The sequence below is a fragment of the Nocardiopsis coralli genome (genome assembly GCF_014892575.1).
Classification (GTDB): domain Bacteria; phylum Actinomycetota; class Actinomycetes; order Streptosporangiales; family Streptosporangiaceae; genus Nocardiopsis; species Nocardiopsis coralli.
Map to the genome: position 1 here is coordinate 128874 of NZ_JADBGI010000016.1, position 23003 is coordinate 151876.

The following is a 23003-nucleotide window of genomic DNA, read 5'->3' on the forward strand; positions in this document are numbered from 1 at the left end:
GGTCCGGCCCACTGTGTACATCGTCAGGAGAAGCGAGCTCAGCGGCAGCCGATCGGTCATGGTCGCCGACGCCGTGCGCGGGCTGGGCACCGCAGTGGTCGATGGCAGCACCGATCCCGACCACTACCGATGGGCCCGGACGGCAACGAAGGTCCCGACGACGGGTGCCTCACCCCGGAGCAGGTTGGGGAGCCGCGCGCCGCGGGCGAGCGCCTGCAGCGGCACTTCGGCTCTCCGCAGGACGCCGAGTGGGCCTACGACCCCGACGGCGTGCTGTGGCTGCTGCAGTCCCGGGCGATCACCACCCTGTTCCCGCTCCCTGACGACGAGCACCTGCCCCGGCCTCGCGCCTACACGGAGGTGGGCAACATCCAGGGGCTGCTTCGCCCACTCACCCCGATGGGCATGTGATGGACGCGCTGACGGAGGAGTGGATCGGTGCCTACATGAAGGATCGACGCACAGGCGGCGCGGTGCGGTTGATCACGGGCGTCGGCGGCCGCCTCTACATCGACATGACCGACTTCCTCCGCAACAAGAGGATGCGGCCGCGTCTGCCCTCGATGGCGGACGTGTACGGACCCCGGGCCAAGGCCGCCATCCAGCATCTGCTGGAGGACCCGCGGTTCGCACCGGTCAGGGGAATGCCGTTCGGCTTCGGGCCGACGGTGGCCCGCGAGTACGGCATCCCGGCGGTGATCTGCCTGCGCGACGCCACCCGGCGGATCCAGGACGGCGACCTGATCACGGTCGACGGCGCGGCCGGAACCGTGACCCCGATGGACGACGGCTTCGACGCGCACGGGGCCGCCGGCCGCGAATCCGAGTGCGCCGACCCGGGGTGACCCGCGAGCGCTCATGAGGTGAACGTCAGGGCGCCGACTCGGCGAATCGCTCCACATCGTCGGTTCGACCGGCCACAACGATCACGTCGCCCGTGTGCAACTGGGTTTCCTGAGTCGCGTAGGTGAAGGTCTTTCCCCTTCGCTTGACCGAGACCACCGTGACGCCGTACTTCTGCCGGACCTTGGTCTGCCCGAGGGGCTTGCCGATCAGCTCCCGCGGTGCCTTGGTCGTGCCCAGGGAGAACCCTTCTTCGAACTCCACGTAATCGAGCATGCGCCCGGACAGCAGGTGCGCGACACGTTCACCCATGTCGTGCTCGGGCAGGACGACATGGTGGGCGCCGATCTGTTCCAGAATGCGTCCGTGCCGGCGGTTCATGGCTTTGGCCCAGATGTCCTGCACCCCTATGTCGACGAGGAGGGAGGTGGCCAGGATGCTCTCCTCCAAGCGGTCGCCGATGGCCACCACTGCCCGATGGAACTGGTGGGCACCTGCCTGGCGCAGAGCCTCTTCGTCGGTGGCGTCGGCGATGACGGTGTGGGTGAGTTGTTCGGCGTAGCTCTGGACCAGCCGCGGCTGCGTGTCCACTCCGAGCACCTCCCAGCCGCGTTCGACGAGTTCCAGACTGAGGGAGCTACCGAAGCGCCCGAGCCCGATGACCAGGGCGCGCTTGTCCAGGTTCCTTCTTCCGTGCGGCATGCTGGCACTTTCGTCGTGTTGGGGATCTCAACCGATGATCGGTCGTGCTTCGGCCAGTTGGTAGCGGCGGTGGCGTTCCCGGAAAGCCAGCGCGGTGACGAAGGTGATGGGCCCGACCCTGCCGGCCACCATGAGCACGGCCAGGAGGATCTGCGCCCACTGGGGCAGATCGCCCGTGATGCCGGTGGACAGGCCCACGACGGCGAATGCGGACGTGGTCTCGAACAGCACCTGCGTCAGACTGAACGCCGTGGTGTGCACCAACAGCACAGTGCTGACAGCGACGATGGTCGCGGACAGGAACACCAGGCTCAGAGCCTGGCGGATCACCTCGGAGGGGAGCTGGCGGCCGTAGACGTGCACCTGGTCCTGGCCCCGGACCTCGGCCAGGATCACCAGGAAGATCACCGCGAGCGTGGCGACCTTGATACCTCCGGCCGTCCCGGCGCTGCCGTTACCGACGAACATGAGCATGATCGTCAGCAGGAGGGTGGAGTCCTGCATCTGACCTGTTTCGACGACGTTCAACCCTCCGCTGCGGGGCATCACACCGTGGAAGAGGCCGTCGGTGATTTTGGCCCACCCGCTCAGTTGCCCGAGTGTGTCGGGGTTGTCCCATTCCATCAACGTGACGAGGACTGCGCCGGCGGTGAAGAGCACGAGAGCGGTCGTGACGGTGATCTTGGTGTGCAGGCTCCATCTGCGCGGCGCGCGTATGTGGCGGCGCAGCTCGATCAGGACCGGAAAGCCGATCCCGCCGAGGATGACGGCGCACACGACCGGAAAGAGGACGAGTGCGTCGCCGGAGAAGCGGGTGAGGCTGTCGTCGTACAGGGACAAGCCGGCGTTGTTGAACGCCGAGATCGAGTGGAACAGTCCGACGTAGGAGGCCTCACCGAGCCCCATGTCGTAGCCCAGCCACAGACGCGGCGTGACCAGAACGAACACGGCTCCCTGGACCACCGCGAAGATGATGAGGACCCGACTGACGACTCCACGCACGTCACCGATCCACAGGCTTCGGGTCTCGGCCTGCACGTTGAGCTGCATCCGTAACCCGAACCGGTGGATCACGGCAGTGCCCAACAGCGCGGCCAGGGTCATGATCCCCATGCCACCGATCTGCATCAGGGCCAAGACCACACCCTGGCCCCAAGTACTGAGATCATCGCCGATCGAAACGATGCTCAGCCCGCACACAGCCAACGACGTGGTCGCAGTGAACAGTGCAGAGGTGAAGTCCAGACCACCGCCCGATGTCGTCGCCCACGACGACATCAGCAGACCAGTACCCACCAGGTCCACGAGCAGGAACAGTAGGAGGAAGACCCTCGCAGGCTTCAGCCAGGGGCCGGCCTCTTGGGTCGACCGGCCCTCCGGTCTGCGGCGCCGGGGCCATAACCGGAGGCTTCTACCTGGAGAGGACCATCGGATCGGCTGCCAGAGGCCGAAACCGCGGGTCCGGGTGGATTCGAGCATGGTCGTGGGTCACTTCTTGCTTGAGCGGAGGACGCACCACTTCTGTGGCGGGGGAGAGGAGGCGCACCGTGGGCCGGGTACGGCGCTTCTCGGCAGACATCGAGCACCGGCGCCGAGTCTCTGCCACGGGCGTATTCGACGGTGTGGACCCCGCCGTTGGCAGGGACGAGATCTCATCGAACGCGGGCCGGCAAGCCGCGCAGGATGAGGACCGGCGTTCCAGGTCCTCCGCCCGCACCGTGTCGAGCTGCTCCGGACCGGTGGATGTGCAGATGGCATACGGCGGCGAAGCGGTACATGGAGCCTGTTTCCGGTAGGCGAAAGCTGCCGTCGACCAGACTTCCCGACACGCCCAGCACGCAACTGTACGCCTCGTCCCGGCACTCTGCCACTGGTGCGGTGCAGGCCCGGCTCCGACAAGCCTGCTGCTCCCCGGCCCGTTGCCGAACCAGGGGCATGGCTCTCCAGGATGGCGGGCTGGAACGCGTTGAGCTCGGCGACCGGAGCGGGCAGCGGCGGCTGCACGGAGAGCAACCGCGTCCTCTCGGCGAGTCGTGGATGCGCCTTCTGCTGGGCGAGCGCGCTTGCTGCTGCTGCGAAGTCCCTGCCGGTCACGGGTGTCAAAGCCCTGGCAGCTATGAGCGCTACGGGGGTGCCGCATCGGTGCACATGGGCGAAGCTTCTGTGGGGTCTTCACTCCGGCGTGCCGGCCCCTGGCCCGGAGGGCCTCGTCATCGCGCGCCCCTGGCCCCAGGCAGGCCGGACGAATGCCGGGACGGGGGAAGGTGTCAGTGGCGGCCCAGAGCTCGTCGTATGGCGGGGGCCGGGTTGTCGAAGGTGGTGTGGGCCCAGGCCACATGGCGGTCCGGGCGGACCAGGATCCAGCCCTGTGGTGCGCCGAGCAGCGTACGCAGCGTTCTGGAGGGGGCGTCGTGGCCGTCGGAGCCGATGTGCAGAATCGGTATCCCCTCGACGTGATCGGTAGGCGCCGCGTGCCCGGCGGTCGACCCCTGAGCCCCGAGGCGTAGCAGCACGGCTCCGGTTGGGAGCGCGTCGTGCAACCGGAGGGGAGCGCCCTCCGCGTCGCGCAGCACGGGGTCGGGCAGGCGGACGCCGGCGGCGCGGTCGGCCGGATCCAGCAGCGGTGAGCGCGTGTAGCCGCGGTCGAGCATGGCCAGCCTCCGCAGGCCTCGGTTGCGTGCGGCGGGCACTGCCATCGCGACTCGCATCACCGTCAGGGCGGCGGAGCGCACCGCGCGGGGTGCCTGGATCCCTATGCGGGCGCGGCGTTCGACGTAGCGGGACACGGCTCCGACGGCGTGGCGGCGTTCCTGGTCGTAGGAGGCGAGTAGGGACTCGACGTCCCCGCCGTCCAATGCTGCGTCCAGTTTCCAAGCGAGGTTGTGTGCGTCCTGGATGCCGGCGTTCATCCCTTGCCCCATCACCGGTGGGAACACGTGGGCGGCGTCCCCGGCGAGCAGGATTCGCCCCACGCGGTAGCGCGGGCTGGAGCGTTGCTGAAACTGGAAGCGGCTCGCCCAGATCACCGGTGCTGGGCCGGGGCCCAGCACATCGCGCACCCAGGTGTCCACTTCCTGTTCGGTGATGTCCTCGTCGCGCGTCTTGCTGTTGCCTCGGGCTTCAGCCCTGTCTGCGGATCGGGTCGCCGATTCCACTCTGATCAGGCGCCAGTGCCCCGGTGCCAAGCGTTGTGCTCCGGTGATGCTCCGCGTCCCGTTGTGGTTGCGCGGCCACGACAGGCTGTCGCGCTCGTCATGGACATGTACATCAGCGAGTGTGGCCCGTACCGGCAAGGTGGCACCGTCGAAAGGAAGGCCGAGGCCGGTACGGACCATACTGCGTGCCCCGTCGCAACCCACGGTGAAGAGAGAACGCACCACGTGGTCGCTTCCCCCTTGCGTGTAGCTGACGGTTGTGCTCTGTGTACCTGGTTCCACGGCGGTGGCCTCAGCGCCGAAGCGCACGTCGCAGAAACCGCTGTCCCGCAGCGCCTCCAGGAGTAGTCGCTCGGTGTGGCCCTGCTCCAGGAAGAGGATCCCGGGCCGTTCGGCCTCCCCCGCCAGACGTGTGAAGTCGAATTCCAGCATGCGGCGCCCGGAGGCCGTGTACACCGGCATCTTCTCCAAGAGGGTCCCGGCCTCGCGCAAGGTGCGCTCCACGCCCCACTGCCGCATGATCTCGCGGGTGCGTAGGTGCAGGGCCGGGGCTTTGGAACGCTCGCTGGTGCCCAACGCGCGTTCCAGGAGCACCGAACGCACACCGTGACGTGCCAGCCCCAGAGCCAAGCTCAGGCCGACCGGGCCTGCCCCGATGATCGTGACCGGGACGGTGTGCGGCTCGCTGCGAAGTGTCATGTTCGAGACGCTAGCGAGTCTTTCCGTATGCGTGAACCAGCTCATGGAAGCCGGTTCGGGCTACAGGAAAGGCAGGCAAAGCTCAGCTCCGTTCAACGGGAAAGTTTGCGGATCGTTCCACATGCTTCGCGTGCACATGTGTTGCAATGAGGTCCGAGTATGATCGGCGTTCATTGCAACACATGAGTGCGGGAGCCGCCGTATGCCGGGAGCACGATTGACCGCCGTGGAACGCAACCGCATCGCGGCCGGCCTCCACACCCGTCAGGGCTATGCGGCTATCGCACGGGAACTGGGGCGGCCCACCTCCACCGTCAGTCGTGAGGTGGCCCGCAACGGCGGGCGCGAGGGCTATGGCCCGGAGCGCGCGCAGGAGGCCACGCACCGGCGTGCCCGACGAGGCCGCTCCAGCTTTCCGCAAGGGCCGGATGCCGCACCCAAGCCCGCTGAGACCGACCCCGAACGGGTGCGCGACTTCGCCGAGGACTTCGCAGGCGCGATCATGCTCGCCGGAACACCGCGCATGCCCGCCCGGGTCCTCGCGCACCTTTTGGTCGCGGACACCGGAGCCTTGAGCGCGTACGAACTGTGCGCGCGACTCGAGGTGAGCCCCGGTGCGATCTCCAAGGCGGTGCGCTTCCTGGAGGTTTTCTCCCTCGTTCGGAGGGAACGCCCGGCAGGCCGGCGTCGGGAGCTCTACCGGTTCAGCGGGGACTGGGTGGAGACCTTCGCTCGGCGTGAGGAACTCTTCGCCCCTTGGGAGCACGGTGCTCGGCGCGGCGCGCACTTGCTGGGTGCACATACCCCGGCCGGGGCTCGGATGGCCGAACTCGCGCACTTCATGCGCGTGGTGCGCGGCACTATCGTCCAGGTACGCGAACGCTGGCGCCGGGCCGCACAGCCTGAGGACCAGCAGAATCGATCCGCCGCCGGCCCACGCGGCGGCGGATCTCCAACTCACACGGGTGGCTGTGGCTCACGAGAGCGGAGCTGATCGTCAGCAGCAGCGGCGATATGTACCCACCGGGAGTAACGGGAGGAAGGCATCCTGCCCGCGGGCACCTGTCCACCGGGCCAGAGCAATCTCAGATCACTTCACTGAGGTGATCTCAGTGAGTTTGCTTCTCGATATTGGTCAGTGCCAACGCGGCTTGCACGATCGCACCGATCTTGGACGGGCTCATCGTGCTGTGGCGCAGTACTCGCCACCGGCCTGTGAGCACCGCCATCGCGCGTTCGCCGATGCACCGCAGGCCGCGTAGAAGCCTGTTGTGGGCCCGGTCATCGACATGCCGGCGATACTCGTCGACCTCGGGCGGATGCTTGATCGGGGTACGCACACCCACTCCGGCACCTTCGTAGCCGGGGTCGGCCAGCACGACCACACCGTCGGACGTGGCCTTGTGCAAGAGCGGGAGCACGTGCAGGCGGGCGGCGGTGATGTCGGCTGTGGACCCGGGCTCGAAATCAGAGACCCACACCGGCTCCCCACGAGCATCGGCCAGGAACTGGATGTTGCCGCCATGGCGGTGCTTGTGCCCGCTGTACCAAAGGTCGCTCTCCCCGTTGGGGCCAGGCTCCGAACAACGGTCACAAGGAAACAGTTTCCCGTCCAGGATCAGGGGATCTTCGGGGCTCAGGCGAGCATGATCGAGGACCTCGTACAGCTCGGGAGTCTGCTCGGTGAGTACGTCGATGCCCTCGTCGACGTAGCGGTATCCGGTGGCCCGGGAGATGTGGTTGTCCCTGGCCAGAGCGTCGATGGCGGTGTCGTTGCGAAACCACCGCAGGACGAGGACCGCCTGCTTGTAGCAGGTCTCCCGCGCCGAAGTGGGACAGCGGGTGCGCTTCCACGATCTACGGCATGCGCATGCTTCGTGGCTGTTGGCCGGGGGAGCAGACCTGCAAGTGGTCAAGGAACGGTTGGGCCACTCCGACATCGCGACCACGGCCCGCTACCTGCACACCCTGCCCGAGGCCGACGAGACCGCATTGACCGCGCTGGACTCCATCCGTGGCCGTGCTCGGGGCGGGTAGAGGGGTATGCGTACGCAGCTGGGCCCCGACCAGTGCGGTCGGGGCCCAGCTGCGCGGAGGGCGGTCAGGGGTGGTCGTTTCCTCGCCGGTATTGGCTGCGTCGTGGTAGAGGCGGGGGCGCGTGGCGTTCTGCTTCTGTGCGCCACTCGGGCAGTTCGGGCGGGGTCTGTGTGCCCGCGCGGGTGCGGATGAGGTCGTCGACCACGAGTGAGGCGAACACACGGGCGTGGGTCTTGTAGTTGCCGCGCCCGTCCAGCCACCGGTAGAGACCGTGGTCGGTGACGGTGACCTGTGCGTACCCGAGGTAGGGGCCACAGGTCAGGGTGGGCAAGGGGCCCAAGCTGAACCAGTGGGGCTTCTCCCCGATCTGGGAGTGCAGGCCGCGAGCGTTGAGTTCGTCCTGAAGGTGCTGTAGCTGTTCGATCACATCCATGGACTCACCCTGAATGTGACCTGTGCATTTACACAGGGAGTAATAACTAACTGGAAAGCAATGGGTTCGCGTGCAAGTTCGTGTATAGCCTCGACGTGTGCCTGAGAACGACTTCACATCGCTGCTGTGCAAGCTCCGTGAATTGTCCGGTTTGAGCCAGGGTGAACTCGCTGACCGGGTCGAATCTTCCTCGGCCTCCGTGTCCCGATGGGAGAACGGTGTCGTCACCCCCAAGCGTGCGAAGGTCGAAGAGCTGGATCAGGTCTTGCACGGCCGTGGGCGGTTGGCGCGAGCCTGGGAACCGGTCGCGACAGGGCTCCAGATGCCACCGTGGATGCGCTCGGCCGGGGCTCTGGAGGACAAGGCCGTCTCGATCGCGAGTGTGACCGTCTCCAACCTGGTTCCCGGGATGGTCCAATCGATCGAGTACGCACGTCACGTGTTCCGCACAGGTCATCCGACCGCGTCGGCGGACGAGGTCGAGCGGCTGGCGCAACTGAGGGTGGCACGGTACGAGTCGTTGACCCGCAGGAACGACCCCTTCGTGACGGTGGTATTCCCACTCTCCGCGCTCAAGGGTCTTCCCGACCATGTCAGGGCCGACCAGCTCGAAGCGTTGCTCCGACACATAGGTCGGGGACGCTTGGCGGCCCACCTGATCCCTGACCACACCCCGATCCTTCCGGTCTCAACGCCCATCCAGGTGTACCGCTTGATGGACGGCAGGAAGGTCGCCGCCTCTGATCACGCCAGCGGTAACCACGTGTACGCGTCGACCGAGGAAGCTGACAAAATCGAGGGGATCGTGACGCACGTGATCGGTCGTTGCTTCCCCGTGGATGACACGGTCCGACTGCTGGAGGAGTTGCTGTGAGCGAGTGGTACAAGTCCTCGTACTCGGAGAACGCTGCTCAGTGCGTGGAACTGCGCCACCTGCCGAGTCGGGTCCAGATGCGCGACACCCAGAACCGGAATGACGCGCTGCTGTCCTTCCCCGCTGCGGAGTGGACCGCGCTGGTCGCTGTCGAATCCGGGCCCGATCACCGACGCTGACGCTCCTCCAACCTCCCTTGGCAGCACTGTGGCCCGTCCTCGACCCCTGGGTACGTGCCACATCCATGTCGGCCCCCTGCAGCCCCGCGCGCAGCGCCGTGCGGCGTGTGCAGGGCGCTGATCGGGCACCGGTTGCCGTACCGGGTGTCCAAAGCCGACCTGGTGGGATTCATACGGGTGGAGGAGGCCAGGGCCTGAGGGTGTCCGCGGGGCCGGGGCGCCCGGTGCCGTCGAACGACGGTCAGACACAACTCAGGGCATGTGCCGGATCGCTCCGGAACATGCCCTGAACTGGTGATACGTGGTGGGCGATACAGGATTCGAACCTGTGACCTCTACCGTGTCAAGGTAGCGCTCTAACCAACTGAGCTAACCGCCCCGTTCGATGGGAGGTGGAGACGGGATTCGAACCCGTGTAGACGGCTTTGCAGGCCGCTGCCTCGCCTCTCGGCCACTCCACCGAGTTACACGTGAGGCGCTTGAAGCTCCCCGCGTCTCCTCCGAGCGGACGACGGGATTCGAACCCGCGACCCTCACCTTGGCAAGGTGATGCTCTACCAGCTGAGCCACGTCCGCGTGCTGCTCGGCGTCTGTGCGGGCCCCGTTTCCGTGGCCCTCGCCGTGCCGCTGGTAAAGACTTTAGCGGAAAGTGGCGAGACGGCAAATCGGAGCGTTCCTGCCCCTTGCGCGGACCGCTCCCAGGTGCGTGGCGCGACGGGCTCACGGGGCCCTCAGGGCGGCCGGGGCCCCTGTGTCCNTGCTCGGCGTCTGTGCGGGCCCCGTTTCCGTGGCCCTCGCCGTGCCGCTGGTAAAGACTTTAGCGGAAAGTGGCGAGACGGCAAATCGGAGCGTTCCTGCCCCTTGCGCGGACCGCTCCCAGGTGCGTGGCGCGACGGGCTCACGGGGCCCTCAGGGCGGCCGGGGCCCCTGTGTCCGTGCGCCGACAGGCCCCGACCTGGTGCCTCCTGCGCCTTCGCACGGAAGGGACAATGGGGGGTCCGGTGGCGAGGGCGACGTGGAGGCCGACATGCACGGGTGTGAACACGAGGGGGACGTGTCCTGGGACCAGGCACGCAGACGGGCGCGGGAACTGGGGGAGACCCTGCCCGTCCCGGTGCGGGACCTGCCCCTGGAGCGTGCCGCGGGCGGTGTGCTCGCGCGCGACGTGCACGCCCTCGTGGGGCTTCCGGCCTTCGACGCCTCGGCCATGGACGGTTACGCCGTGGCCGGACCCGGCCCCTGGCGCCTGGTCGGACGCCACCTCGCCGGCGGCGTCGGCCCCTGCCAGGCGTTGGCCCCCGGCGAGGCGGTGGAGATCGCGACCGGCGCGCGTGTGCCCAAGGGCACCGAGAGCGTCCTGCCCTACGAACGCGCCCGCGTCGAACCCGACCCCGAATCCGGCGGGGCCCGTGTGACGGGTGAGGTCGAACGCGGCCGCCACGTTCGGTGGTCCGGCGAGGAGACCGCGCCGGGTGAGACGGTTCTCACCAGCGGCCACCGGGTGGGTCCGGCCTCGCTCGGCATCGCCGCGAGCCTGGGCCACGAGACCCTCCCGCTGCGAACCCCCACGGTCACGATCGTGGTCACCGGCGACGAGATCACCCGCAGCGGCCTCCCGGGCGACGGGCGCGTGCGCGATGCCATCGGCCCGATCCTGCCCGGTGTGGCCTCCTGGGCGGGCGCACACGTGGAACCCCTGCGCCACCTCGGCGACGACCGCGCGGAACTGGCCGAGGCGATGACCGGCGGCGGCGCGGACGTGGTCGTGGTGTGCGGTTCCTCCTCCAAGGGCCCGGCGGACCACGTGCGCTCGATCCTGGCCGAAGCGGGCGCGGACACGGTCGTCGACGGGGTGCGCTGCCGCCCGGGCCACCCTCAGCTGCTCGCGCGCTCCGGTGACCAGGTCGTGGTCGGCCTGCCCGGCAACCCCGGTGCGGCGATGGTCGCGGCCCTGACCCTGTTCACGCCCCTGGTCAGCGCGCTCGCCGGCCGCCAGGACCCCGCGCGGGTGGAAGGACGCTTCACCGTGGACGGCGAGGTCGGCGCCCACCCGCGGGACACCCGCCTGGTCGCCGTGTGCGTGGAGGAGGACCGGGCGGTCCCCGTCGGCCACGACCGCCCCGGGAGCCTGCGCGGCGCGGCGCTGGCCGACGCCTACGCGGTCATCCCGCCCGGGTGGCAGGGCGGGGGCCCTGTCGAACTGGTGCGCCTGCCCTGAAGTCGCGGCGGCCCCCCTGCGCCCGTCCCTGGGCCCGCAGCGCTGCCTGAGCCTGCCGCTGGACCCGCAGCGACCCTGCACCCGCGCACACGAAAGGGCCCCGGCCGCGGAACCTGTGTCCGCGGCCGGGGCCCTTCTGTACCGTTGCCCGGTCTCCGGTTACTTCTCGGCGCCGGTCTCCGCCGCCTCTGCGGCCTCCGATGCCTCAGCGGTCTCGTCGGTGTCCTTGCGGTGCCTGACGACCTCGGGCTCCGGGTCCCGGTTCTCCACGGCCGGGTTGCCCTGGCCGCGCAACGAGAACCAGGCCTGGCCCGCGGCGACCACGATGATGGCCGCGGCGATGACCGAGGTCAGGTGCATGCCGTCGGTGAAGGCCACCTGCGCGGCGTCCATGAGCGCGTTCCCCGCGGAACCGCCCACGGCCTCGGCCGCGTTGGCGGCGCCGCCCAGGGTCTCGCGCGAGGTCTCCATCAGGGGGTCCGATACGCCTTCCACACCGCTGAGGTTGGTGCGGTAGAACCCGGTCAGGATGCTGCCCAGCACCGCGACACCGAACGCACCGCCCAGCTCGTAGGCGGTCTCGGAGATCGCCGAGGCCGCACCCGCGCGCTTGGGCGGGGCGGTCGACATGATCGCGCCGTTGGTGAGGGTCTCGGCGAACCCGGACCCGGTCGCGATGAGCGCGAACCCGACCGAGATGAGGACCACGCCCAGGGTCACGTTCTCCACCGGCGTGAACACGAGCGTGGCGAACCCGCTCGCCGTCACCAGCAGGGACACCCCGATCACCGTCGACAGGCTCAGGCGGCGCGCCACCCGGGCGGCGACCAGGCCGGCCACGACCGACAGGAGCAGTCCGGGCAGCAGTACCAGTCCGGCCCGCATCGGCGAGACGCCGAGCACGAGCTGCAGGTACTGGGTGAGGAAGAACAGCGACCCGACCATCGCGAAGACGATCATCAGGTTGGTGACCACAGCGATGCTGAACACGCGGTAGCGGAACAGCCCCACGTCGATGAGCGGGTCGTCGAGCCTGCGCTGGCGGCGGACGAACAGCCACCCGACGACCAGGCCGAACACCAGCGAGACGAAGGGCAGTACGTCCACGCCCTCGGTGGCGAGCTTCTTGATGCCGTAGACGACCGGCAGCATGGCGGCCATCGACAGGACCACGCTCGCCAGGTCCAGACGGCCGGCGTCGGGGTTGCGGGACTCGGTGACCAGCAGCGGGACGAGCACCAGGATCAGTGCCATCACGGGCAGGTTGATGAGGAAGACCGAACCCCAGAAGAAGTGCTCCAGCAGCCACCCGCCGAGGATCGGGCCCAGCGCCGCGCCGCCGGAGAATCCGGAGGCCCAGATCGCGATCGCCAACAGCCGCTGGCGCGCGTCGAGGAAGATGTTGCGCAGCAGGGACAGCGTCGACGGCATCAGGGTGGCGCCGGCCAGGCCCAGGAGGGCGCGTGCGGCGATGAGCACCTCGGGTGTGGGTGCGAAGGCGGCCATCAGGGAGGCCAGCCCGAAGGCGGCCGAACCGATCATGAGCAGGCGCCGGCGGCCGATGCGGTCGCCGAGGGAGCCCATGGTGATCAGGAGGCCGGCGAGGACGAAGCCGTAGATGTCGATGATCCACAGCAGCTGGCCGCCGGAGGGCTCCAGTGCCTCGCTCAGGGCGGGCACGGCGAAGCCCAGCACGGTCATGTCGACCGAGATCAGGATCACCGGCAGGACCAGTACCGCGAGTGCGGCCCATTCGCGGGGGCCCGCGAGCGCGGGCGGGTTCTGGCCGCCGCGCGTTTCGTTGGGGCCGTTCCCGGCCATGGCGGAACTCATCTTTCCTCGTTACGTCTGATTCGCGTTCCTGCCGCCGCACGGTGTGAGGGCGGCCGGCCCGGAGGCGTGGTGTCGCCTGCGCCGGGCTCGGGAGGGACGGGGGCAGATGCAGATCCCCCATCTTGAACCGTCCAGCCGGTACAGTACCGTCCGGCCGGTACAGTGTCAATCGTGATGACTGCTTCGAACACGCGCGACCGGATCCTGGACGCACTACAGGACATCCTGATCAGCCACGGTTATTCCGCCGTCACCCTGGAGGCGGTGGCCCGCCAGGCCTCGGTCTCCAAAGGCGGGCTGCTGTACCACTTCCCGTCGAAGGTGGCGATGCTGACCGGGCTCATCGACCGGCTCACCGAGATGGCCGAGGACGAGTTCCGCGAGGCCGAGGAAGGGGACGAGGGCGTCGTGCGGGTCTTCCTGCGCACGTCGCTGCCGCAGAGCACCGAGGAACGCGAACTGTACTGGGCGGTGATCGCCGCACTGCGCAGCCACGACGACCTGCCCGAGGAGGCGGTGCGCAAGGTGCGGGGCACGTTCACCCGCTGGGGCGAGATGCTGCGCGAGGCCGTGCCCGACCCCGTTCTGGCCGAGGTGATCCTCAGAGCAGGTGACGGGCTGTACATGGCGGCGATCGCCGGGATGCCCGAACCCTCGGCGGACATGAACCAGCAGATGATCGACCGCCTCGTGGAGATGGCCGACGAGGCCAGGGCGAAGGCGGGGCGGTAGCGGCCGGCCGCGGCGCGGGCCTGCGGTCTGCGGGCCCCCGGGGCGGTGGTCGGGCCCGGCGTCAGACCCGGGTCTCGAAGACCTGGACCTCCCTGTCCCCGACCGCGGCCCGTTCCGTCGGGGTGAAGCCCTGTCGTTCGTAGTAGCGGATCAGGGCCCCGTCCCCGCCGCTCCAGCAGTCCACGCGCACGAGGGAGATGCCCCGTGTGCGTGCCTGTTCACGGGCGTGGCCGAGGAGCTGGGAGCCGATCCGCCGGCCCGGATGTGCGCGGGAGGCCAGGAGCATGTGGACGTACAGCTCGTGTTCGCCCACCTCGGGGGCGTAGGCCGGGGGCTTCCCGGTGGCCGTGAGCGCGCCCACGGGTTCCGGGCCTCCGCCTGCGTCGGGGAGTTCGGCGATCCAGAGGCCTTCCGCCGCCAGGCCCCTGACGCGTTCCACCCGGGCCGGGTCCCGGGACCAGGGTTCGGTGCCCCACTGCCCCTCCCGGCCGTGCGACACGAGCCAGGCGACCGCGTCGTCGAACAGGGAGAGGACGGTCGCCGTGTCCTCCGGGCCTCCGGGGCGGATGTGCATGGTGGGGGTTCCCTCGGTCAGTGGACGACTCGGTGGATGGTTCGTCGGCGGGGTGGCCGTGCATCACGCTACCGGCCGGCGCGGGGAGCGCCCCGCGGTGGTGGGCGGGCCCGAGAACCGGTCACCCGCACTCCGTTCCGTCCCGGAATCGTCGTAGTCTCCGAATCAGGGCATAACGGTCAGTAGTAGGAGAGGCCCAGGTGGACGGGGCCGAGTCGGACGCAGCTACCGGAAGGTGACCATGTGGTGCTGTTCACGTGGCCCCGCTCGTGGTTTACTTCCGAGTAACTTTCGTGGTCGTCATGGCGGACCCGGTACCATCCAGGCCCGCTCCACAGGCAACGTGCCAGGTGAGGTGCACAGTGTCCGAGCCCCGACGGGAGGGGGCGCGCCGGATCGACTCCGGCGGGGCTCTTCGCGAAACTGAACCGACCTCGCGGTTCTCGCGGCCCGCACGGCCCTCGCGTCACGGCCACGGGGAGGGACGACGCAGACCGGAAAGCGGGGAGCGCATGCACAGGCTCACCAACCAGGTACGCCCCTACGCCTGGGGAGCGCGCACCGCCATCCCCGACCTCCTGGGCACCGAACCCGACGGCACACCCCAGGCCGAACTCTGGCTCGGGGCCCACCACGGGGCACCCAGCGCCGCGGTCTCCGACGACGGCTCCGCCCACCCGCTGCCGAACCTGATCGCCGACGCCCCGCACCGGGTGCTGGGGTCGGAGGTCGCCGAGCGGTTCGGTGCGCGCCTGCCGTTCCTCCTCAAGTACCTGGCCGCCGAACAGCCCTTGTCGCTGCAGGTCCACCCCGACGCCGCGCGCGCACGCCAGGGCTTCGACGCCGAGGAACACCGCGGGATCCCCGTCGACGCCCCGCACCGCAACTACCGCGACCCCCACCACAAACCTGAACTCCTCCTCGCCCTGGAACCCTTCGAGGCCCTGTGCGGTTTCCGTGAACCCGGGGCCGCACGCCACGACCTGCGCGGCATGACCTGCGAGCTCGCCCGCGCCCTGCGCGCGGACCTGTCCTCCTCCGACGACCACACGGCCCTGCGCTCCGCCCTGACCCGCCTGCTCACGCTCGCCGTCGACCGGCGCGAACGGCTGCTGTCGGAGTTCGTCGAGGAATGGTCGGCCTGCGACCGGCGCGGCCCGCACGGGCGCATCGTCCCCGACCTGGCGTGCCGGTACCCGGGCGACCCCGGGGCGGTCGCCTCGCTCCTGCTCAACCGCATCACCCTGCGGCCCGGCGAGGCGCTGTTCCTGCCTGCGGGCAACCTGCACGCGTACCTGCAGGGGACCGCGATCGAGGTGATGGCCAGCTCCGACAACGTGCTCCGGGCCGGCCTGACCCGCAAACACGTCGACGCCCCCGAACTGCTCGACGTCGTGGACTTCTCCGTGCTGCCGATCCCCTACGCCCAGCCGGCGTTCCACGAGGGCAGACGCGAGTTCAGACCCGGAGCACCGGAGTTCGCGCTGCACGAGATCGGCCCGGGACGGATCGCCGCGCACCTGCCCGGAACGGGGCCCTGCGTGGTGCTGGCCCTGGACGGGCAGGTCGACCTGGTCGCCGAGGTGGGCCAGGGCGTGACCCTCGACCGCGGGGAGTCGGTCTTCGTCCCGGCCGACAGCGGCCCGGTCAAGGTCGAGGGCCGCGGGCACGTGGTCGCCGCGACCGTGGCCGCCGCCTCCGGTGCCGCCCTGGCGACGGCCGGTGTCCCCGCCGCGAATCCGGGTGCGGAGTCCCGGAGCGCGGCCGGTGCGACCGCCGCGCCCCCAGTCGGCGCCACGGTCGGCGTCCGTGCCTCCGCCCCCTCGGCCCCTTCCAGCGCCCCGGCCACGGCACCCCGGCCCCGCGGATAACCTGGGCCCCTCTGTCCACATGGAGAACGAGGGGTACCACCATGGCGCTCGAGCGTCCCGAGATCGACTTCATCGACGGCCCGCCGCCGGCCGACCTGGAGATCACCGACCTGACCGTCGGTGAGGGCGAGCAGGCCGGCCACGGCAGCACCGTCCAGGTGCACTACGTCGGTGTCTCCCACTCCACCGGCGAGGAGTTCGACGCGAGCTGGAACCGCGGTGAGCCCCTGGCCTTCCGTATCGGCTCGGGCATGGTCATCCCCGGCTGGGACCAGGGTGTGATGGGCATGCGCGTGGGCGGCCGCCGCCAGCTGGTCATTCCGCCGCACCTGGCCTACGGAGACCGCGGCGCCGGCGGCGTCATCAAGCCGGGCGAGACCCTGGTCTTCGTCTGCGACCTGGTCGGCGTCAGCTAAGACCCGTGGGTGCGCCCCTGCACCCGCACACACGAAGGGACCGCCCGGACATCCACATCGTCCGGGCGGTCCCTTTTCCCGTGTCAGCCCAGGGTGGCGCCCACCTTGACATGTCCCTTGAGCAGGTCACGGGCGATCGTGCGCCGCTGGATCTCGTCGGTGCCCTCGAAGATCCGCAGCAGGCGCAGGTCCCGGTAGAAGCGTTCGACAGGCAGCTCGCGCGTGTAGCCCATACCGCCGTGGATCTGCATGACCCGGTCGACGATCTCGTTGGCCTTCACGCCGCCGTACAGCTTGGCGATGGACTGCGCGTGGCGGGAGTCGTGGCCGCGGTCGACCTGCCAGGCGGCGTGCAGCACGAGCAGGCGCAGCGCCTCGATCTCGGTCTGGGAGTCGGCGATCATCCACTGGATGGCCTGGCGGTCGGCGATGGGCGCGCCGAAGGTCTGCCGGGTCTTGGAGTAGTCGATCGCCATGTCCAGCAGGCGCTCGCAGCCGCCGAGCGCGCGGGCGGGCAGCAGGTAGCGGCCCTTGCCGATCCACTTCATGGCGAGCTCGAAGCCGCGCCCCTCCTCGCCGAGGATGTTGGCGTGGGGCACCCGCACGTCCTGGAAGACCAGGGAGGCGGGGCGGCGCTCGCCCATGGTGTCGATGGGCTCGGAGGTCCACCCGTGCTCGCGGTCGACGAGGAAGCAGGTGACGCCGCCGTTGGCGCCCTTGTCCTGGTCGGTGACGGCGAAGACGAGCGCGAAGTCGGCCTCGTTCCCGCCGGTGATGAAGGTCTTCTCGCCGTTGATGACCCAGGAGTCGCCGTCGCGCACGGCGGTGGAGCGGATCGCCTTGGCGTCGGACCCTGCGCCGGGCTCGGTGATGGCGAAGCAGGACTTGCGCTCGCCGTCGATGGTCGGCTGCAGGTACTCCTGCTTCTGCTGCTCGTTGGCGTAGAAGAGGATGTTGTCGGCCTCGCCGCCGAACTTGAAGGTCAGGAAGGTCCGGCCGAGCTCGGTCTCGATGACGGCGGCGGTGATCGGGTCGAGCCCCATCCCCCCGTACTCCTCGGGGGTCTCCACGCCCCAGAAGTCGGACTTGCGGGCCAGGGCGCGCAGTTCCTTGACCTCGTTCGCGTTGAGGCCCGGCTCGGCGCCGGCGCGTTCGCGGCGCAGGACCTCGTTCTCCAGAGGCATGAGCTCGCGCTCGACGAAGGTCCGGACCCAGTCGCGCACGGCTCGTTGTTCATCGCTCAACGAGAAGTCGATCACGGTCAGCTCCCCAATAACCTAACACTGTTCGGTTCTTGGAGGGTACGATCTCCCGAGCCGCTCGTGCAAGACCCGATGCGGCCCGGATCACGTCCGCACCCGGCCCGCGGTGGGGAGGCCGCCCGGCCCACGTGCGATGATCGGCCCGGACACCGACGGTTCCGGGGGAGTCCGAGCCCGGAGAAGAGGGAGACAGGTCAGTGGCCCGACCCAAGACGCCGATCCTGAGCAAGCCGGCCATCCGTGCGGCCGCGTTGGCGCTCATCGACCGGGACGGGCTCGAGAAGCTGTCCATGCGCAAGCTCGCCCAGGAGCTCGACGTGCGCGCCGCCTCCCTGTACAGCCACTACGGCAACAAGGACGAGCTGCTCACGGAGGTCTCCGAGGAGGTCACCTCCGACATCGACGTCACCGGGTTCGCCGAGGACTGGCGCGAAGGGCTGGCCCGCTGGGCGCGCTCCTACCGCGACGCCCTCACACGCCACCCCAACCTGCTGCCCGTCACCGCCGCGGGCCCCGGCCGCCGCGAGGAGGCCCTGCGTCGAGCCGACGCCGTGCACGGGGGGCTCGTGGGTGCGGGCTGGCCGCCCAAGCAGGCCACGATGATCGGTGCATCGGCCAAGTACCTGGTCGTGGGCGCGGCCACCCAGTCGTTCGCGCGCGGGTTCGACGACGACGTGCGTATCTACCGCGACCGGTACCCGAACCTGACCCAGGCCCACCGGCTGCCGGAGCACGCCGCGGAGATCGACGACGCCAGTTTCGAGCTCGCGCTGACCGCTTTCCTCGACGGCCTGGAGGGGCTGTTCGCCAAGGTCGCGCACGCCGAGCCCGCCGACGACGCCTGACTCGCCGCGGGCTCAGGTGAGGGTGTCCACCCACGTGCAGAGCGCTTCCAGTCGCTCGTGCTCGACCGGGTCGGGGAACGCGCCGCCACGCGCGCGATGGCGGTGCAGAGCAGCTCGGTGCACGTCGGGGCCGCGCTCGTGGTCGTTGCTGGGGCACGCAGGACTGCCTTCGCGCGGGTGCACTGATCACCGCGGGGTCAGGTGCCCTTGGGGCGGGTCTCCTCGTTGGTGTTCAGGGCGCCCCGCTGCAGGGAGTCCAACCACGACCCCCGTTCCGGCAGCGCCTGCAACGCCGCCTCCCGGCCGTGACGCATGTGCGTGAAGGTCTCCGCCCAGCGTGAGTCCAGGCGGCGGTGGGCCAGACGCCCCAGGCCCCAGGCGACCACGAGGCCGTTGACCAGCCCGACCGGGACCGACCACCAGGGCGCCCCGGCCAGGTACAGCCACACCGTCGCGCCGATCGCCGGAGCCGACAGCAGCGGGGTCCCCAGCAGCGCCGTCCACACCTGGAGCTGGTTGTCGCCGCTGTCGTTGGCGTCCACGCGCAGGTGCGGGTCCACACCCGGGGTCAGCATCACCACCGACAACAGGATCGACAGGCCGCTGCCCACCCCGAAGAGCGTCACCATGCCCGTGATCACGGCGGGCCAGGCCCAGTGCTCGCCGGTGCCGACCACGAACAGCGCACTGAGCACCGAGGCCACCGGAACCATGAGGGCCAGCACCGCGACCTGTCGCCCGCGCACGTCCGCCCGGGCGGTCCCCGGTTCCTGCCCGACCACCGCCATCCACAGGGCCGTGCCGTCCATCGCGTACAGGTTCGCCGTCGCCAGGGTCATGACCATCGCCATCATCAACCCGGTGAAGGGTGCCAGGAACGCGTACGGTTCCACCGACCACGCCAGCAGCCCCATGAACAGGGCCGCCCACATCGCCGCGCGCACCTCCAGCCCGCGCCAGGGGTCGCGCCACCACTGCCGCAGCTCCTTGCCCACGACCGCGCCGAGCGGGGTGTCGGGCAGCAGCGACCGGCGTCCCGGATCCAGGACCCGGCTGCCGGCCGGGCGTGCGCGGCGCCGCATGTTGCGCGGGGCCGTGCTCGGCGCGGACAGCACCGCCGCGGCCAGGGCCACCGCCGCCGTCACCGCCACGAGCGCCGTGAGCCAGGCCAGAGCGGGTCCCCACGCCCCGGCGGCGGCCGCCCCGACCGCCCGGGCCGGCCACCCCGTCGGCAGGGCCGCGAGCACGTCCGGGACCGGCCCCGCGCCGAGCCCCGTGCGCGGCAGCGACGCCATCGCCGAGATCGCGGGCTGGACCGCCATCCACCCGAAGAAGAGCACGGCCATGAACAGGCCCCACTGCACCGACGCGAGCTCCATACCGAACCGGGTGCGCATCGCCGCGCCCAGCGCCCGGAACACCAAACGCGACAGCGACAGCAACAGAACCCACAGCACCGCGGCCCCGGCCAGCGCCACCGGGAGCGTCGCCGGGTCCGTCCGCCAGGCGTGCAGCCCCAGGGAGGCCACCGCCACCAGGGTGAGCACCGGGCCCACCCCCACGAACGCCGTCACCAGCAGCCCGGCCCCCACCCGGCGCCGCTCGAGCGGCATGAGCGCGAAGTACTGCGGACGCAGCGCCCCCACGCCGTTGGCCAGCGTCGGTCCCATGATCCACCCGGCCGCCCACACCGCCGTGGCCAGCGACCACAACTGCGCGCGCACGGCCGGATCCGGGGCAGCAATCATGAAGTACCAGGTCAGCAGCGTTCCGCCCACGATCAGGGCCATCGCCACCGCCGAGGTTCCGGAGCGCGCGTGCCGCTGCAGCGTGAGCTTCAGGCGGATCAGTTCCCCAACCACGACAGCTCCCCCTCGCCGATCTCGCGGGCGCCGACCAGACGCACGAAGGTGTCCTCGAGGGCGGGGTCGTCGCCGCGCACCTCGTCGAGCGTGCCGTCGGCCAGCACCCGGCCCCCGGAGATGATCGCGACCCGGTCGGCGAGCTGCTCGACCAACGCCATCACGTGCGAGGAGACCACCACGGCGCCGCCCCCGTCGGTGAAGCGCCGCAGCAGCGTGGTCAGCACCCGCGCCGAGACCGGGTCGACCGCCTCGTAGGGTTCGTCGAGCACCAGCACCGACGGGGCGTGCAGCAGGGCCGTGGCCAGCCCGATCTTCTTGCGCATGCCCGTGGAGTACTCGGCGACCAAGACCCCGTCGGCGTCCGGGCCGTCCAGCTCCAGCACCCGCAGGAGCTCGGCGGCGCGCTCACGGGTGACCTCGCGCCCCAGTCCGCGCAGGCGTCCCCAGTGGTCGAGGAGCTCGCCCCCGGTCAGCCGCTCGGGCAGGGACAGCCCGTCCGGGAGCACCCCCAGCAGGCGTTTGGCACCGATCGGGTCGGTCCACAGGTCCACCCCCTGCACACGCGCGGTGCCGGAGTCGGGGCGCAGCAGCCCCACCGCCATCGACAGCGACGTGGTCTTGCCCGCGCCGTTGGGTCCCACCAACCCGGTCAGGGAACCCCGCGGCACCGACAGGCTCACGCCGTCCACCGCGGGGGTGTCCCGGAAGGTCTTGCCGAGCCGGTCCAGCTCCAGCGCCGGGGGAGGGTTCGCAGCATCGTCCGCAGTGCTCATGCCGGAAGTCTCGTCCGGGGCGAACCGCGGGCACATCGTCCGGGCGGACAGGTTCGGCCGCCGGACGGCCGAGACCGGAAGGGCCGTGCAGCTCAGAGGGGGCGGACCGAGTTGTCCACAGGGCCGGAGCACGATCCTTCGAGATCGGTCAGAATCGACTCGACGGCGTGAACGACGGCGGAGGGGAGGGACACCGGTGGCCGCACCGACCGGGGCCGACGTGGGGACCGAACACCAGCGGCGCACGGTCCGCGACCGTGTGGTCGACACCGTGCTGTTCCTGTTCGCCCTGTTCATGTGGTCCTTCGAGCTGGTCACCACCGCGCTCATGGGCCCCGTCCACGGGGCCCACTCCCCGCCCGGGTTCTTCGCCGTCGACGGGGCCCTGGGCATCGTCGCCTGTCTGAGCCTGTGGTGGCGGCGTTCCCACCCCATGGCGGTCATGTGGGTGGCCGGCCTGGCCGCGGCAGCGGCCACGAGTGCGCTGGGGGCGTTGATCGTCGCCCTCACCGGTGCCGCGATCTACCGGCCCTGGCGTGTGTGGATCGTGCCGTTCGTGCTCCTCACGCTCGCGGCCGGCCCCTGGATCCTCCTGGCCGTGACCGGTCTCGGGATGCAGCTGCTCGTCGCCGTGATGGCCGCGGCCATCATGAGCTCCTGCGTGGGGTGGGGCACCGCCGTCCGGTCGCGGCGCATGCTCGTGCAGCGCCTGCGCGAGGACGTCGCCCGCGCCCGGCAGGAACACGAACGCCATCTCGATGACGCCCGGTCCGAGGAACGCAGACGTATCGCCCGCGAGATGCACGATGTCGTGGCCCACCGCATGTCCCTGCTGAGCGTGCACGCCGGGGCGCTGGCCTACCGCACCGAGCGCGCCAGGGAGGGCAAGGCCGCGCCCCTGGAGGCCGAGGAGCTCGCGACCGCCGTGGCCGTGGTGCGCGACAACGCCCACCAGGCCCTCGACGAGCTCGGCGGTGTGCTCGAGGTGCTGCGCTCGGGCGACCTGGCCCCCGGTGAGGACCACGCCGGGACCGCCCCGCCCCGGCCCGGTGCCGCCGAGATCGACGCCCTGGTGGACGAGGCGGTGGCCTCGGGCCAGCGTGTGGCCCTCGAACGCGATGTGCCCGAGGAGCAGGTGCCCGGCGGGTCGGTCGGGCGCACCGCCTACCGGGTGGTGCAGGAAGGCCTGACCAACGCACGCAAGCACGCGCCCGGCTCCCGTGTGGTGGTGGGGCTGTCCGGCGGCCCCGACCACGGGCTGGAGGTGACGGTGGTCAACGTCCTGCCGCCCGGCATGGCCCCCACCGAGATCCCCGGCGTGGGCGCGGGGCTGGCCGGGCTGACCGAACGTGTGGGCCTGGAGGGCGGGCAGATCACACACGGCGCCGCCGAGGGCGAGTTCCGCCTCACCGCCGTGCTTCCCTGGGCACACGACCGCACATCCGAGACCACGGCGGGGGCGCCGGGCACCGCCCCGGAGGAGAGATGTTGACCGAGACCACGAACACGCCGGTGCGGGTGCTGCTGGTCGACGACGACCCGCTCGTGCGTTCCGGGCTGCGCATGATGCTCACCGGCGACGAGACCATCACGGTCGTGGGTGAGGCCGCGGACGGCGCCGGGGTACCCGCCGCGGTGGCCGAGCACAGCCCCGACGTGGTGCTCATGGACGTGCGCATGCCCGGCATCGAC

At 70.3% G+C, this 23003-nt stretch carries 24 protein-coding genes and 3 tRNA genes; 14 read left to right on the plus strand and 13 right to left on the minus strand.

The genetic code is table 11. The features are described 5' to 3' along the window. Window positions 1-51: 51 nt before the first annotated feature. Both IDM40_RS18555 and IDM40_RS18560 read left to right on the plus strand, forming a co-directional pair. Window positions 52-411, plus strand: a complete 360-nt coding sequence (locus tag IDM40_RS18555) for a PEP/pyruvate-binding domain-containing protein (RefSeq protein WP_328807062.1) — start codon at window positions 52-54, stop codon at window positions 409-411. Then, window positions 411-845, plus strand: coding sequence for a PEP-utilizing enzyme (locus IDM40_RS18560; RefSeq protein WP_193123291.1), 435 nt, complete (start codon window positions 411-413; stop codon window positions 843-845). The genes IDM40_RS18555 and IDM40_RS18560 overlap by 1 nt, the downstream gene beginning before the upstream one ends. Window positions 846-870: 25 nt before the next feature. Here the strand turns inward: IDM40_RS18560 and IDM40_RS18565 are convergent, their stop codons facing one another. From IDM40_RS18565 to IDM40_RS18575, 3 genes are all read right to left on the minus strand, one after another. Then, window positions 871-1545, minus strand: coding sequence for a potassium channel family protein (locus tag IDM40_RS18565; RefSeq protein WP_193123292.1), 675 nt, complete (start codon window positions 1543-1545; stop codon window positions 871-873). A gap of 27 nt (window positions 1546-1572) precedes the next feature. Further along, window positions 1573-3024 carry a TrkH family potassium uptake protein gene (locus tag IDM40_RS18570; RefSeq protein WP_193123293.1) on the minus strand — a complete coding sequence of 484 codons (1452 nt, stop codon included), beginning with the start codon at window positions 3022-3024 and terminating at the stop codon, window positions 1573-1575. Window positions 3025-3812: 788 nt separating this feature from the next. Further along, window positions 3813-5399 carry an FAD-dependent oxidoreductase gene (locus IDM40_RS18575; protein WP_193123294.1) on the minus strand — a complete coding sequence of 529 codons (1587 nt, stop codon included), beginning with the start codon at window positions 5397-5399 and terminating at the stop codon, window positions 3813-3815. A gap of 226 nt (window positions 5400-5625) precedes the next feature. Between IDM40_RS18575 and IDM40_RS18580 the strand changes: the two genes are divergently transcribed. Continuing rightward, the gene (locus IDM40_RS18580; protein WP_193123295.1) at window positions 5626-6393 is read left to right on the plus strand and encodes a GbsR/MarR family transcriptional regulator; all 768 of its coding nucleotides are present in this window, start codon (window positions 5626-5628) and stop codon (window positions 6391-6393) included. A 115-nt stretch (window positions 6394-6508) separates the two neighbouring features. On the opposite strand, the gene IDM40_RS18585 is transcribed toward IDM40_RS18580, so the two are convergent. Continuing rightward, window positions 6509-7339 carry an HARBI1 family protein gene (locus tag IDM40_RS18585; RefSeq protein WP_407940002.1) on the minus strand — a complete coding sequence of 277 codons (831 nt, stop codon included), beginning with the start codon at window positions 7337-7339 and terminating at the stop codon, window positions 6509-6511. Between IDM40_RS18585 and IDM40_RS18590 the strand changes: the two genes are divergently transcribed. Further along, a complete protein-coding gene (locus tag IDM40_RS18590; RefSeq protein ID WP_235997736.1) occupies window positions 7281-7436 on the plus strand; it encodes a tyrosine-type recombinase/integrase in 156 nt (51 codons plus the stop codon). The two genes, IDM40_RS18585 and IDM40_RS18590, sit on opposite strands and share 59 nt — an antisense overlap. Before the next feature lie 64 nt (window positions 7437-7500). On the opposite strand, the gene IDM40_RS18595 is transcribed toward IDM40_RS18590, so the two are convergent. Continuing rightward, entirely contained in the window at window positions 7501-7869 is a 369-nt protein-coding gene (locus tag IDM40_RS18595; protein ID WP_193123297.1) for a hypothetical protein, read from the minus strand. A gap of 97 nt (window positions 7870-7966) precedes the next feature. Here IDM40_RS18595 and IDM40_RS18600 point away from each other — a divergent pair, with 97 nt between their 5' ends. Together IDM40_RS18600 and IDM40_RS18605 are read left to right on the plus strand one after the other, a co-directional pair. Beyond that, on the plus strand, window positions 7967-8743 hold the full coding sequence (locus tag IDM40_RS18600; RefSeq protein WP_193123298.1) for a Scr1 family TA system antitoxin-like transcriptional regulator: 777 nt from the start codon (window positions 7967-7969) through the stop codon (window positions 8741-8743). After that, the gene (locus tag IDM40_RS18605; RefSeq protein ID WP_193123299.1) at window positions 8740-8922 is read left to right on the plus strand and encodes a DUF397 domain-containing protein; all 183 of its coding nucleotides are present in this window, start codon (window positions 8740-8742) and stop codon (window positions 8920-8922) included. The genes IDM40_RS18600 and IDM40_RS18605 overlap by 4 nt, the downstream gene beginning before the upstream one ends. Window positions 8923-9224: 302 nt before the next feature. On the opposite strand, the gene IDM40_RS18610 is transcribed toward IDM40_RS18605, so the two are convergent. The 3 genes from IDM40_RS18610 to IDM40_RS18620 form a co-directional block, all read right to left on the minus strand. Then, window positions 9225-9301, minus strand: a tRNA-Val gene (locus tag IDM40_RS18610). Window positions 9302-9312: 11 nt separating this feature from the next. Beyond that, window positions 9313-9383, minus strand: a tRNA-Cys gene (locus IDM40_RS18615). A gap of 42 nt (window positions 9384-9425) precedes the next feature. Next, window positions 9426-9498, minus strand: a tRNA-Gly gene (locus IDM40_RS18620). Window positions 9499-9949: 451 nt separating this feature from the next. Between IDM40_RS18620 and IDM40_RS18625 the strand changes: the two genes are divergently transcribed. Then, window positions 9950-11140, plus strand: a complete 1191-nt coding sequence (locus IDM40_RS18625; protein ID WP_193123300.1) for a molybdopterin molybdotransferase MoeA — start codon at window positions 9950-9952, stop codon at window positions 11138-11140. A 159-nt stretch (window positions 11141-11299) separates the two neighbouring features. Here IDM40_RS18625 and IDM40_RS18630 read toward each other — a convergent pair whose 3' ends face one another. Beyond that, window positions 11300-12973, minus strand: coding sequence for an MFS transporter (locus IDM40_RS18630; protein WP_193123301.1), 1674 nt, complete (start codon window positions 12971-12973; stop codon window positions 11300-11302). Window positions 12974-13147: 174 nt separating this feature from the next. Here IDM40_RS18630 and IDM40_RS18635 point away from each other — a divergent pair, with 174 nt between their 5' ends. Beyond that, window positions 13148-13705 (plus strand): TetR/AcrR family transcriptional regulator, encoded by a 558-nt coding sequence (locus tag IDM40_RS18635; protein ID WP_193123302.1) that lies wholly within the window; start codon window positions 13148-13150, stop codon window positions 13703-13705. A gap of 61 nt (window positions 13706-13766) precedes the next feature. On the opposite strand, the gene IDM40_RS18640 is transcribed toward IDM40_RS18635, so the two are convergent. Beyond that, window positions 13767-14279 carry a GNAT family N-acetyltransferase gene (locus IDM40_RS18640; protein ID WP_193123303.1) on the minus strand — a complete coding sequence of 171 codons (513 nt, stop codon included), beginning with the start codon at window positions 14277-14279 and terminating at the stop codon, window positions 13767-13769. Window positions 14280-14791: 512 nt separating this feature from the next. On the opposite strand from IDM40_RS18640, the gene manA reads away from it, so the two are divergent. Both manA and IDM40_RS18650 read left to right on the plus strand, forming a co-directional pair. After that, entirely contained in the window at window positions 14792-16150 is a 1359-nt protein-coding gene (gene manA / locus IDM40_RS18645) for a mannose-6-phosphate isomerase, class I (protein ID WP_193123304.1), read from the plus strand. 41 nt (window positions 16151-16191) lie between these two features. Beyond that, window positions 16192-16566 carry an FKBP-type peptidyl-prolyl cis-trans isomerase gene (locus tag IDM40_RS18650; RefSeq protein ID WP_193123305.1) on the plus strand — a complete coding sequence of 125 codons (375 nt, stop codon included), beginning with the start codon at window positions 16192-16194 and terminating at the stop codon, window positions 16564-16566. Between the two features lie 83 nt (window positions 16567-16649). On the opposite strand, the gene IDM40_RS18655 is transcribed toward IDM40_RS18650, so the two are convergent. Next, on the minus strand, window positions 16650-17825 hold the full coding sequence (locus tag IDM40_RS18655) for an acyl-CoA dehydrogenase family protein (RefSeq protein ID WP_193123306.1): 1176 nt from the start codon (window positions 17823-17825) through the stop codon (window positions 16650-16652). Window positions 17826-18025: 200 nt separating this feature from the next. Between IDM40_RS18655 and IDM40_RS18660 the strand changes: the two genes are divergently transcribed. Both IDM40_RS18660 and IDM40_RS28675 read left to right on the plus strand, forming a co-directional pair. Then, window positions 18026-18673, plus strand: a complete 648-nt coding sequence (locus IDM40_RS18660) for a TetR/AcrR family transcriptional regulator C-terminal domain-containing protein (RefSeq protein WP_193123307.1) — start codon at window positions 18026-18028, stop codon at window positions 18671-18673. Between the two features lie 57 nt (window positions 18674-18730). Continuing rightward, window positions 18731-18859 (plus strand): hypothetical protein, encoded by a 129-nt coding sequence (locus IDM40_RS28675; protein ID WP_268959356.1) that lies wholly within the window; start codon window positions 18731-18733, stop codon window positions 18857-18859. Between the two features lie 11 nt (window positions 18860-18870). Here the strand turns inward: IDM40_RS28675 and IDM40_RS18670 are convergent, their stop codons facing one another. Then, window positions 18871-20535, minus strand: a complete 1665-nt coding sequence (locus IDM40_RS18670; protein WP_193123308.1) for a hypothetical protein — start codon at window positions 20533-20535, stop codon at window positions 18871-18873. Continuing rightward, on the minus strand, window positions 20520-21311 hold the full coding sequence (locus tag IDM40_RS18675; protein WP_193123309.1) for an ABC transporter ATP-binding protein: 792 nt from the start codon (window positions 21309-21311) through the stop codon (window positions 20520-20522). The genes IDM40_RS18670 and IDM40_RS18675 overlap by 16 nt, the downstream gene beginning before the upstream one ends. Before the next feature lie 196 nt (window positions 21312-21507). Between IDM40_RS18675 and IDM40_RS18680 the strand changes: the two genes are divergently transcribed. After that, on the plus strand, window positions 21508-22803 hold the full coding sequence (locus IDM40_RS18680) for a sensor histidine kinase (protein ID WP_328807059.1): 1296 nt from the start codon (window positions 21508-21510) through the stop codon (window positions 22801-22803). After that, on the plus strand, window positions 22800-23003 hold a 204-nt coding region (locus tag IDM40_RS18685; protein ID WP_235997720.1), incomplete at its 3' end, for a response regulator transcription factor. The genes IDM40_RS18680 and IDM40_RS18685, both read left to right, overlap by 4 nt.